Origin of the sequence: Rickettsia fournieri, from assembly GCF_900243065.1 — a bacterium.
Classification (GTDB): Bacteria; Pseudomonadota; Alphaproteobacteria; order Rickettsiales; family Rickettsiaceae; genus Rickettsia; species Rickettsia rickettsii.
Genome location: NZ_LT978484.1, coordinates 388,599 through 400,691, shown reverse-complemented (window position 1 = coordinate 400,691; position 12,093 = coordinate 388,599). Strand labels below are relative to the sequence as shown.

Genomic DNA, 12,093 nt, shown 5'->3' with positions numbered 1-12,093 from the left:
TAATGTTCCATAACTCAGACGTTAAATGAATTAAATAACTTATTTATCTATGACATTTCCTAATATCAATCCAATTATTTTCTCTATAGATCCACTTACTATCTCTTGGTATTCTCTTTCATATGTAATAGGAATTTTGCTAGGCTGGTTCTATGCAAATAAAATTATAGAAAAATTTAAGCCTCAAATTACCAAAAAAAATCTAGAAGATTTCATTACTTATGCCGTTATAGGCATAATAGTCGGAGGCAGACTAGGGTTTGTTTTATTATATAACCCTTCTAGATATTTTTCAAATCCAATAGATATCTTAAAAACTTATGAAGGCGGGATGTCTTTCCATGGCGGAGCTTTAGGGGGGACTATTGCTGCTTATTTGTTTTGCCGAAAATATAAAATTAATTTTTTAAGTCTCACGGATATAATAGCCCCTGTAGTACCTATCGGATTATTTTTAGGTAGAATCGCTAATTTTATTAACGGCGAACTATACGGACGTATTACAAATTCTTCTTTTGGTATGATTTTTCCGAATAGCGATTTTATGCCAAGACATCCTAGTCAATTATATGAAGCTTTTTTTGAAGGTTTAGTATTATTTAGTATCTTAGCATATGCAACATTTAAGCACAAAACTCTTAAAAAGTGCGGTTTAAACTCAGGAATATTTTTAACATTTTACGGTCTTTTCCGAATCACTATTGAAATATTTAGAGAACCCGACATACAAATCGGGTTTATTTTAGATAGCTTAACTATGGGACAAATTTTATCTGTACCTATGTTACTTTTAGGAAGTTATTTAATATGTCAATCGAATCCAAAATAAGACAATTAATTGATCAAAACGGTTATATTACTTGCGATGTCCTCATGCAGGAGGTATTAAACTTAAATCCTACTTCCTATTATAAGCAAGTAAAATCATTGGCTAACGAAGGTGACTTTGTTACGGCTCCTGAAATTTCACAGCTATTCGGTGAAATTATCGGCTTATGGTGTATCAGAGAGTGGCAAAGAATTGGCTGCCCAAAAAGTCTTAGTTTAGTAGAGCTTGGTCCTGGTCGAGGTCTATTAATGCGTGATTTACTACGTACTGCAAAATTAGTACCAGAATTTTATAAAGCTTTATCAATTGAACTAATAGAAATTAATAAAAATTTTATTGCTCATCAAAAGGCTAATTTACAAGATATTAATTTACCGATTAGTCATCAATCATCTATAGAAGATATACCAAAAAAACCTACTATAATAATAGCTAACGAATTCTTTGATGCTATACCTATAAAGCAATATATTAAAGTCAAGGAATTATGGTATGAAAGAATATTTGTAGTGCAGCCGGTAGACGAAAGAATTAAATATGATAAAACAAGCGTTAATAAGCAATTACAAGAATATCTGCTGCGTACTCATATTGAAGCAAAAGACGGGGCAATACTTGAAGAATCTTATAAATCGATAGAAATTATAAAATTTATAGCGCAGCATCTAAAAAGACTAAGCGGCAGTGGCTTAATAATAGATTACGGCTATGATATAGCTCCGAATGGTAGAACTAGATATCAATATAATCAAACATTACAAGCGGTTAAAAACCATAAATATTGCCCCATCCTTGAAAATCTTGGAGAAGCTGATTTATCGGCACATGTGGATTTTTATGCATTAAAGACGGTAGCTAAAAACAGCAAAATAAACGTAATAGATACAATATCGCAACGAGATTTTTTAATAGAAAATGGAATCTTATTACGCAAACAAACATTGCAAGACAAGCTTAATGATAGACATCTTTTCAAATTCGCTTATAGAGAGGAATTTAAAGGAGACACGAAACGCAGCACCGCAGCGTACACTTTAGTACGTGAAGATGCGAGTATCGGATCGACGTATAAATTACCTCTAGAAGTAGAGTTTGGAAAGATGTCTGAGCAGACACAAATAATAGAAAGACAGGTAGAAAGACTAATATCACCGAAACAAATGGGAGAATTATTTAAAGTATTACAAATTATGAATTAATTTAGGTTTTGTGGACATTTCTAAAAAGATTTAATTTTGGCTATTTGTTGCTGCAAATTATAAGATTTTTTTGAAATATGAATAACTATTCCAGCAAAAATCTTATTAATTTTCGCTACAAAATACCTCAAAATAGCAAATCAACTAGAAATGTCCACAAAAAAACCTAGGTTCTAAGTCTTGATTATAAATAGACAACTTAAGTCCCCTTCTTCACATTTCAGCATGGCTTCAAATTCTTTTATACGCTCTTCGGTTTTTCCTGTAAGACACATAAGCAGTACCATTGGATATACGGAACCGCCATAAACCCTAAAACTTCGAAATTCACAATCAGCATCTCGGTACTTAATCCATAAATTTGGGGATTTTTTAAGTAAATTAACTTGTTCTTGTTTGTCTGAAATATGTTTTAATATTTCTTGGTATATTTGATTTAGTTTCTTATCAACTTTCTTATATTCTGCAGCGACACAATAATTCATGTCACCTTGTGTCATGGTATTATTACAATCAACAGAAAATACTTGCTTTTTTCATTATTTTATCATTTTTAAAAATAATTAATTAAGCATCACACACCGTGACGTTCTGCAATTAAACTTTTTATTTTACCGATAGCTTTAGCAGGATTTAAGCCTTTCGGGCAGGTCTTAGTACAGTTCATAATCGTATGACAACGGTAAAGCTTAAATGGGTCTTCTAAAGCTTCAAGACGTTCACCGGTATTATCATCCCTTGAATCGGCAATCCATCTATATGCTTGTAGTAAAATCGCAGGACCCAAATATTTATCACCGTTCCACCAATAGCTAGGACAAGAAGTAGAACAGCAAGCACATAATATACACTCATATAAACCGTCAAGCTTTTCTCGGTCTTTAATCGACTGTAACCTTTCAGAGTTTGAAGGGGTAGGGCTATCGGTTTTGAGCCAAGGTTCTATAGATTCGTATTGTGCATAAAAATGCGACATATCAGGTACTAAATCTTTCACTACTTTCATATGAGGAAGCGGATAGATTTTGATATCGCCTGATATATCTTCTATTGGTTTTATGCATGCTAAAGTATTTGTACCGTCAATATTCATTGCACAACTACCGCAAATTCCTTCCCGACAAGAACGCCTAAAAGTTAAAGTAGAATCAATTTCGTTTTTGATTTTAATTAAAGCATCTAAAACCATCGGTCCGGTTTTGCTTAAATCTATCTCAAAACTATCGATAGTAGGATTCTCATCAAGATCAGGGTCATACCTATAAATTTTTATCTTTCTAGGTTTAAGCATTTCCTCTTGTTCCTTATGCTCTCTACCTTTTTTTACTACTGAATTTGGCGGTAACCTTAACTCTGCCATTTAAGTACTCTCTTAAAATTTGTTTTTAGAACTATACAAAATAATTAGCTAATTCACAATCTTTCATACCTGTTACGTGGATGACATTAATATCTCTAGGTTGCCATGCTACTTACAGTTACTCACAAGATATTGCCAGCGTGGATACCGATGTCATTCCCGCAGAAGCGGGAATCCAAAAAAATAGTCTTAGTACTAACAAAATAAACCTAAAAAAACAAGTTTTTTGTAGGTTTTACTGGATTCCCGCTTCTGCGGGAATGACATCAAGAGCATTTACTGGTCCACGCAACAATGCCTACTCACAATGACGATATTTATAGTTAGCAATCCATATACGAAGATCAACTTCAAAAAGAGCCAGGAGTTCACAAGACAAGGAACACAGTGTATACTTAATACGTGAGTACCGCAGTACTTATAGAACAACTTAGCCAATTTTTGAAGTTGATCGAGTATATTCCATTATACATTAAACTGCTCTTTTTATTGAGTCATATATATTTGCTATTATTTATGAAATTACTGAATTGCCTATAACCCTTTAATCCATCTGCAACATAATGATCTTGAGGGAAACCCATTAAATATTTACATTCATTGATTGCTAGTCTTCTTATCTTATCACTTATATAATAAAGACCGGTTCTAGCACCGACACCAACACCAAAAGCTGATAAAGTGAATGACCGAAAGGGCTGTAAATCCTTTCACCTTGACCGCCTTTATTAACTTGACCAATCCTAATTGGTTTTCAACCGGTGTTTTATCTAAAATAACATCATCTCTATTAATATATACGTTTTTATCAACATCCTGTTCTAAAATATCATTAAGAAAAATCATTTCATAAGACTCTTCCGGTTTTACATATTTGAGTGTATATTCACTGCTAAAATCTTTTCGTAAACAAACAAAATAAACTCTTTCTCTTTGTTTGCGGTACTCCAAATAATGAAGCATTTAATACATTTCTATATACTTTATAGCCAATCTCATCTAATTTTTGGTCTATAGTTTCAATTACGCTGCCATTATTAATATTCAGAATATTTTTAACATTCTCAAGCAATAATATATAGGGTTTGTGATATTGTACTATTCTGATTATTTCATACAAGAGTCTACATCTCCTATACCAAGCCTCTTACCTGAAATACTAAAAGATTGGCAAGGAAAACCGGCACATAAAATATCATGTTTAGGGATTTTGGTTTCTGATATTTCCGTAATATCACCGTATGGCTTATCACCGAAATTTCTTTTATATGCTTCTTGTACGTCTTTGTCTATATCAGAAGAAAAAACACATTCAAGACCCTTTATTTCCAAGGCTTTTCTAAAACCACTGATACCACAAAATAAATCTATAAATTTATACATAAATTATACTACTAAACTTAGGAAGCGGAATTTTCTTTTTTAGCTTTAGTTGTTTTTGTTTTCTCAGGTGATTTTTCTTTATCTATTTTTATAGTAGATGAATCATTAAAAGGAAATTTATTCTCCTCTTCTGAATCTAAAGCTCTACCACTAAGTAAATTTTTAATTTGCTGACCGGACAATGTCTCATATTCAATTAAAGCATTTGCTAAGGTATGAAGTTGATCTATATGTTTTGTTAAAATATCTTTTGCAAATTCATATCCTTGCGTAATAATTCTTTTAACTTCAGCATCAATTAACTCTGCAGTAGCTTCCGAGGTTTCATTATTAGGTTGTCTACCATACATATCGTCACCACTTGAACCGTGAAATATCGGTCCTATTAAATCACTTAAACCTGCTTTTGTAACCATCGCTCTTGCAATATTAGTTGCACCTTTTATATCCGACGAAGCTCCTGAGGTAACTTTATTTCTACCGAAAATAATTTCCTCCGCTACTCTTCCTGCCATATAAACTGCTATAGATGATTCCATCTGTTCACGATTCTGAGAATATTCATCAGTTTCAGGAAGTCTTTGCACCATCCCAAGAGCATTACCACGTGGTATAATCGTAGCCTTATGAATAGGTGATGCTGCAGGACAATAAAGTCCTACTAATGCATGTCCGCCTTCATGATATGCAGTCAACCTTTTTTCTTTCTCCGACATTGCAATGGAGCGACGTGCAACTCCCATCAGCACCTTATCTTTTGCCTCTTCCATGTCGTGCATATCTACTTCTTTCTTACCAAGCCTTGCAGCAATAAGAGCAGCTTCATTAACTAAGTTAGCAAGTTCAGCACCGGAAAAGCCCGGGGTACCGCGAGCAATAATTCGTGCTAGTACCGTACTATTATATTTAATTTTCTTTAAATGTACTTTTAGAATTTGCTCACGACCGTTTATATCAGGGTTTGCAACGGCAATTTGACGATCAAACCTACCGGGACGCAGTAATGCACGATCAAGAACGTCAGGACGGTTTGTAGCTGCAATGATCACAACTCCCTCGTTTGCTTCAAATCCATCCATTTCGACTAACATTTGGTTTAAGGTTTGCTCACGTTCATCATTGCCGCCACCCATACCGATACCTCTATGGCGACCTACCGCATCAATTTCATCGATAAAGATAATACAAGGAGCATTACGTTTACCCTGTTCAAACATGTCACGCACACGGCTTGCACCGACACCTACAAACATTTCAACAAAATCAGAGCCGGATATGCTAAAAAACGGAACATTAGCCTCACCTGCAATTGCTTTAGCAAGAAGTGTCTTACCGGTTCCGGGAGGACCTATAAGTAAGCAGCCTTTCGGTATTTTACCGCCAAGCTTTTGGAACTTGCTTGGATCTCTTAAAAAATCTACTATTTCAGTTAATTCTTCTTTTGCTTCATCGATACCTGCTACATCTTTAAAGGTAATTTTTGGTCCTTTATCTGATAGCAACCTAGCTTTAGATTTTCCAAACCCCATGGCTTTCCCACCTCCGTGCATTTGACGCATGAAAAAAACCCAAACACCTATCAATAAAAGCATAGGAAACCAAGAAATTAAAAAGCCTAAAAAGGTATTCATTCTTGTTTCAAGAGGCACTACTTCAATATTAACGTCATTGCTAGTAAGACGATTTACTAAATCAGGATAATCAGGAGCATAAGTGTTAAAAGTAGAGCCGTCATTTGAAGTGCCTTCAATTACTCTACCCTGAATTTTTACCGAATTAACGGTCTTTTCATCAACTCGTGTTAAAAAATCCGAGAAAGTTATATTATTTCTTCCGCCAAGTAAACCGTCAGATTGGAACACATTAAAAAGTAATATTACAAAAATAAAAAGTGCTGCCCAAGCTAAAATACTTCTACCTTGATTATTCATCGATATAAAACCTAATAAAAATTTTTATTGGTATAAGAGAGGTCTGTAAATAAATTTTAATTAGTAGTTAAAATTTATTTACAGATAACCTCTTAAATACCGGTGTTAGCAAAAATGGGTGAAACGAGATACAAAATTTGGAGAAAAAGATACTTCAAAGTTCCACATGTCGTTATCATAATATGATATATGTGGTATTGCTATAACTTTTTCAAGTATTTTAATTATAGGTAAGGTCAATAAAACTGCATTGTGGTTTTTGCAGGATAGATTTTTCAAAGGTTCTAAATCTAATTGTTTCTTTATTATTTTATAATCTTCTAACGATAGATGAGTTACAAAACAATTTGGAGTTTCTTGATTTTTTGTGATACAAAATCTATTATCCCAAATAACGAATTTATCTAGTAATATTTTACTCTCAGGTAATTTTTTGCCGAATTCCCTGTATATAAGTAACTCGTTTTGTATACGCTTAATTATACAACCATGAAGTGTATTCTTAAAGTTTACGTCTTGAGTAATTAATTTCAAAATAGGTTCTACCGAATAAAAACGAGCTGCTCTAGATTGTCCACTAATTATTATCAGTAAAAAATTAATTATTTGTACTTTCACCTCATTTGAAAACTTATCAAATTTAACTAAATCAAGAAAAGCAAAGCCATATTCAAAAATCTTGACCGCTTCAGCTATCGCCGATATTAATTCAGGCTTAAACTCGTTTTCTATAAGTTTGTTGGTTTTAAGTTGTTGTGAGATTATTGCAGCTTTAGACATCTTTCCAAACTTTGCTTCTAGAGGTAATTTAGACGCCGTTCCGGTACTCGCATCCTCACGTGGCATTGTTGCATGGATCAATTTTACCTCTGTCATCCCGTGGCTTGACCATGGGATCCAGTTAAAAATACTAAAATTATTAGTACTTTTTATTGTCTTTATGGACCCCGTGGTCAAGCCACGGGGTGACACAGTGAGTTTTACCGGTCCACGCAACAATGCATCCTCACGTACTTTTTTATACGCTGCGGTGTTGCGTTCCGTGTCTCCTTTAAATTCCTCTCTATAAGCTGGTTTGGAAAGATGTCTAATATAATCTGCACCTTTAGCTAATTTTTGCCTAATAACATTTCGTCTATATTTATCAGATGAATTTGACTCATCTTCAAACCATGTTATATTATGACTGACTAAATATTCTACTAATTCACTTTTTGGAATATTATATAGCGGTCTAATTATGTGTATATTATTATACCAATTGATATTACTGCTACTAAGTCCAAATATACCGCTATTACGCTCTAATCTTAAACAAAAATTTTCTACGTAATCATCTTCATGGTGAGCAGTTAAAAGTACTAATATATCGAGTTCTAGACATAGATTTGTCATCAAATCATAGCGTCCTTCTCTTGCTCTTTCTTGTAAATTGGAAAAATTATTTTGATGGTCAAAAGATAAACTATAATGCTTGCGATTTAGACTATTACTGATATTTTGGATATAATGGGTCTCTTGCTTCGACTGTTCCCGTAAGTTATGATCAACCGATATAACAAATAATTCTATATTATTTTTTTCTGCCCAAATATTAGCAAGATAAAGAAGTGCTACCGAATCGCTCCCACCAGATACTGCAATCGATATTTTAGATAAGCCAAAATTACCTATTAGATTATTGATATTATACTCAAATTTTTCATATAGCATGGTTGAAAAATGTTAGTATTATAAAGTGTTTGGATATTGTGGTCAAACGTAGTAGTATGTCATTTCCGCGTAGGCGGGACGTTGTTGCATGGCTCTTATGTCATTCCTGCGAAAGCAGGAATCCAGAAAAAAAGTATAAATACAGCAAATTTTTGAAATTAAAAGCTCGATTTATCTCGCTTTATGCTGGATGCCCGCCTACGCGGAAATGACATCGAGCAAGTTTCTCAATCCATACAACAATGCTCTGCTTTTGCAATGGTAACAAAAAACTACACAATTAGATGATAAAAAAAATTTATGCTGACTCAGCTAAATCTTCTAAAGTTTCAGTCTTTTGTTCGCATAAATAATCTTGTGCTTCTGATTCTGATCTTGCAACAATAACCGTAACTATAGCATTAAGCTCTGCATGGAGTCTTATTTCAACTGTATAAATTCCGGTAGATTTAATTTGTTTCTCAAGAATAATATTTGAATGAGAAATATTATAAGATACATTTTCAGATAATTTATCGGCTATTTCTTTATTAGTAACCGAACCGAAAAGTTTACCGTCATCTGATGTTTGACGGATAAAAACTAATTTTTGATCTTTAATAAGAGCATTAATTTTTTCTACTTCTTCTCTTATTTGCTTATCTTTTGCTTCAAATTCATGTTTTTGTTTAACTATTAGCTCTTTATTAGGCTCAGTAGCTCTAATAGCTAATTTTTGCGGTAAAAGATAATTACGACCAAACCCGTCTGCTACTTTGAGTATGTCGCCAATTTTACCTAATTTTCTTACGGGTTTTATTAATATAATTTCCATGTATTATGCCTTTATTTAGCTTGAAATACAAAAGGTAATAACGCTAAAATTCTTGCAATTTTAATAGCATTATTTAGCTTTCTTTGTTTTTTTGCACAAACATTTGTGATCCTGCTTGGTAACATTCTACCGCCTTCAGAGACAAATTTTATTAAAAGCTCAGGGTTTTTATAATCAATAACAGGTGCATTAGGCACAGAAAGAGGGCATCCTTTACGTCTTCTAAAAAATACTTTTTTAGCAGTTTTATCTCCTACCTTGCGAGCAGCTGTTTCACTAGAATTATTACTTTTTAACATTCTTTAACCTTAATTCTTACAAATTTAATTATTAATCGTTACGTCAATTACCGGAGTATTCTCTGTACTTTGATTTTTTAATATCGGTGAAGGTGCACTACTAATTGAATCTGCTTGAATTGTAAGAAATCTAATGATATTTTCGTTAAGCTTCATTTTTCTTTCTAGCTCTTCTTTTACATTACCAGTAATATCTAGACCTAAAAAATAATAATGTCCTTTTTTGTTATTACCGATTTTGTAAGCTAAAGTTCTTAACCCCCAATATTCTTTTTTTATGATAGTGCCATTATTATCTTTAATAATTTTAGCAAAATCATCAACGATTTTATCTACATCGTTTAATGATACGTCTTGGCGTATAATAAAAACTGATTCATAAAAGCTCATGATATATAAGAATCTCCAACAAACAAACTTTAAAATAAAGCTATTTATAGCAACTAAAACTATTAAATTCAAGTATTATCTTTAAAAAATTATTATTTCTTTGTTTCTTTTTATAAAAAGTTTGCTATAAACCCTAATAAATTAGAAAATTATTACAAAAATTTTTAATTATTTACTAAATATTAATGAAGATTAATTCAGTATTTGATAAGCTATTACCTGAAGTTTTAATTATAGAAAAAAAATAAAAAAAGTGTTAATATTTCTTTAAGTAATGATATAGAGAGAGCAGGATTTAATATAATGAGGGCTTCAACTCTAAAAAAAGCATTAACTTATTTTTTTAGTCAGCTGCTTGCTATCATGATTATTAGTGCAGAATTACAAGAAAATCCTTTAATAACAATAAATAACGTTTAACAGAAATAGACGATAACGTGCTATTTTTTATAAGCCCTTCTTATCTGAGCAAATAGTAGGTACTTTAAAGAGCTTATTGAGACGTTCCAAGTCAGTTGTACAAGATAATATTATTAAATTTAAGAACCTAAATATTGATTTAAATAATGAAAAAGTATACAAAGACGGACTGAATATTCGTCTAGGTCCTACTGAGTTTTAAATTTTACGACTTTTTTTTCAGGTTCCAAATGAAGTATTTTTGCGTCAAGAAATAATAAAATATTTATGGGAAAGTGAAGAGACCTTTAATGAACGTCTCATAGATGTTCATATAAATAGGATTAGAGAGGCCTTAGGGAAAGACAATTTAATTATTACAACCGTTCGTTTTATCGGTTATTGTCTAAATAAGGATAACTAGAATTTTATTGTCAAAATTTTCTTTGTATTTATGCATTAAGTATGTTAATATCTATTAATATTTATGTATAATATAATTAAGATTTTATTCGTTGCCGATTTATATATTTTATAACTAAAAACTGTAAATTTTATGTTAAGTAAACTAAATAAGCCCGCTTTATTTGCTTTAATATTTTATCCTATTTTTATTATATCTCTTGTAGTTAAATATTCGTTTGATTATGGAATAGGGCTAACTGAAGTTATTTTTATAATTGCTAGTTATTATATTAATAATATTACCGTTGGGATCGGTTTGCATAGGTTATGGTCTCATAATTCCTATAAAATAAATAAATATGCCGAGTTTGTCTTAATTATGCTGTCTGCAGGAACATTACAAGGACCAGCTTTATCTTGGGCATCGAATCATTATAAACATCATAGATATACGGATCAAGACCAAGATCCGCATACTCCTTTAAAATTTGATAATAAATTTTTAGGCTTTATGTGGTCTCATATAGTATGGATGCTAGTCGGAAGCGGTAGCTATAAGTCTATTGATCGCATTACTTGGGCTAAGCACGGGAAAAACAATTTATTAAAATGGCAGCTAAAATATTATTGGCAAATAGCAGCTTTTATGAATATTGTCGTGCCTTTATTTATCGGTTACTTAGTCGGCGGTACTATGCAATCGGCATATGCAGGATTTTTATTTATGGGGCTTGGTAGATTCCTACAGCAGCAAGCAACCTTCTGCGTTAATTCTTTATGCCACTTTGCCGGTAGTAAAAAATATTACAAAGGCACTGCCGGAGATATTTGGTGGATGGCATTATTCTTACTAGGTGAAAATTGGCATAATTACCATCATGCTTTTCCTTCAGATTATCGTAACGGTACAAAATGGTATCATTTGGACGTTCACAAATGGATAATATTTTTAATGAGTAAAATCGGTTTAGCTTCAGAACTTGAACGTACTACAAAAGTACGTATACAGGCAAAAATACAAGAAACTTTAAGCTATCTTAGTGAAAAACAAAAGCAAAAATTGACTTTAATGCAAACTAAAATAGATCATTTATTAGAAAATCTATGCTTAAAAATTAAAGAGCTTGAAGAATCATCTATTACTATCAAAGAACAATTTAAAAAATCTTTTGTAGAAATACAAGAATCACTTAAAAATTTAGCGGAGCAAGTAAGTTCTGCAACGCAAATAACAGAAAGACCTTCGGAAAAACTATTAAAAATAGTTAATAAAAAAATTATTGATGCCGAACAATCTATTTATAAGCTGTATAATCAATTAAATACCTTAAAGGTATCTTAAATTAGGCATTATTAAAGATAGATATCGTG

12 protein-coding genes and 1 pseudogene are annotated in these 12,093 nt (G+C 32.1%); 4 read left to right on the top strand and 9 right to left on the bottom strand.

Going from position 1 to position 12,093, the window contains the following annotated elements; genetic code table 11:
* The first annotated feature begins 49 nt into the window (after positions 1–49).
* Entirely contained in the window at positions 50–829 is a 780-nt protein-coding gene (gene lgt / locus C4Q30_RS05035) for a prolipoprotein diacylglyceryl transferase (RefSeq protein ID WP_103897395.1), read from the top strand.
* Positions 808–2,028 carry a class I SAM-dependent methyltransferase gene (locus C4Q30_RS05030; protein WP_103897394.1) on the top strand — a complete coding sequence of 407 codons (1,221 nt, stop codon included), beginning with the start codon at positions 808–810 and terminating at the stop codon, positions 2,026–2,028. Before lgt ends, C4Q30_RS05030 begins: the two co-directional genes overlap by 22 nt.
* Positions 2,029–2,201: 173 nt before the next feature.
* Here C4Q30_RS05030 and C4Q30_RS05025 read toward each other — a convergent pair whose 3' ends face one another.
* From C4Q30_RS05025 to rpsF, 9 genes and pseudogenes are all read right to left on the bottom strand, one after another.
* Complete coding sequence (locus tag C4Q30_RS05025) at positions 2,202–2,528, bottom strand: lysozyme inhibitor LprI family protein (protein ID WP_209445209.1); 327 nt, start codon at positions 2,526–2,528, stop codon at positions 2,202–2,204.
* Positions 2,529–2,602: 74 nt separating this feature from the next.
* The gene (locus tag C4Q30_RS05020) at positions 2,603–3,388 is read right to left on the bottom strand and encodes a succinate dehydrogenase iron-sulfur subunit (RefSeq protein WP_014120462.1); all 786 of its coding nucleotides are present in this window, start codon (positions 3,386–3,388) and stop codon (positions 2,603–2,605) included.
* Between the two features lie 648 nt (positions 3,389–4,036).
* Positions 4,037–4,234 carry a hypothetical protein gene (locus tag C4Q30_RS09755; RefSeq protein ID WP_245207490.1) on the bottom strand — a complete coding sequence of 66 codons (198 nt, stop codon included), beginning with the start codon at positions 4,232–4,234 and terminating at the stop codon, positions 4,037–4,039.
* A gap of 46 nt (positions 4,235–4,280) precedes the next feature.
* Positions 4,281–4,771 (bottom strand): annotated as a pseudogene (locus tag C4Q30_RS09750) (DNA cytosine methyltransferase).
* A gap of 17 nt (positions 4,772–4,788) precedes the next feature.
* A complete protein-coding gene (gene ftsH / locus C4Q30_RS04995; protein ID WP_103897391.1) occupies positions 4,789–6,702 on the bottom strand; it encodes an ATP-dependent zinc metalloprotease FtsH in 1,914 nt (637 codons plus the stop codon).
* A 105-nt stretch (positions 6,703–6,807) separates the two neighbouring features.
* A complete protein-coding gene (gene tilS, locus C4Q30_RS04990; RefSeq protein ID WP_103897390.1) occupies positions 6,808–8,415 on the bottom strand; it encodes a tRNA lysidine(34) synthetase TilS in 1,608 nt (535 codons plus the stop codon).
* A 298-nt stretch (positions 8,416–8,713) separates the two neighbouring features.
* Positions 8,714–9,229, bottom strand: coding sequence for a 50S ribosomal protein L9 (gene rplI, locus C4Q30_RS04985; RefSeq protein ID WP_103897389.1), 516 nt, complete (start codon positions 9,227–9,229; stop codon positions 8,714–8,716).
* An 11-nt stretch (positions 9,230–9,240) separates the two neighbouring features.
* Positions 9,241–9,528, bottom strand: a complete 288-nt coding sequence (gene rpsR, locus C4Q30_RS04980) for a 30S ribosomal protein S18 (RefSeq protein ID WP_103897388.1) — start codon at positions 9,526–9,528, stop codon at positions 9,241–9,243.
* Between the two features lie 24 nt (positions 9,529–9,552).
* The gene (rpsF, locus tag C4Q30_RS04975; RefSeq protein ID WP_103897387.1) at positions 9,553–9,918 is read right to left on the bottom strand and encodes a 30S ribosomal protein S6; all 366 of its coding nucleotides are present in this window, start codon (positions 9,916–9,918) and stop codon (positions 9,553–9,555) included.
* Positions 9,919–10,579: 661 nt separating this feature from the next.
* On the opposite strand from rpsF, the gene C4Q30_RS09745 reads away from it, so the two are divergent.
* Entirely contained in the window at positions 10,580–10,741 is a 162-nt protein-coding gene (locus C4Q30_RS09745) for a winged helix-turn-helix domain-containing protein (RefSeq protein WP_245207489.1), read from the top strand.
* Between the two features lie 132 nt (positions 10,742–10,873).
* Complete coding sequence (locus C4Q30_RS04965) at positions 10,874–12,064, top strand: acyl-CoA desaturase (protein WP_103897386.1); 1,191 nt, start codon at positions 10,874–10,876, stop codon at positions 12,062–12,064.
* Positions 12,065–12,093 lie beyond the last annotated feature (29 nt).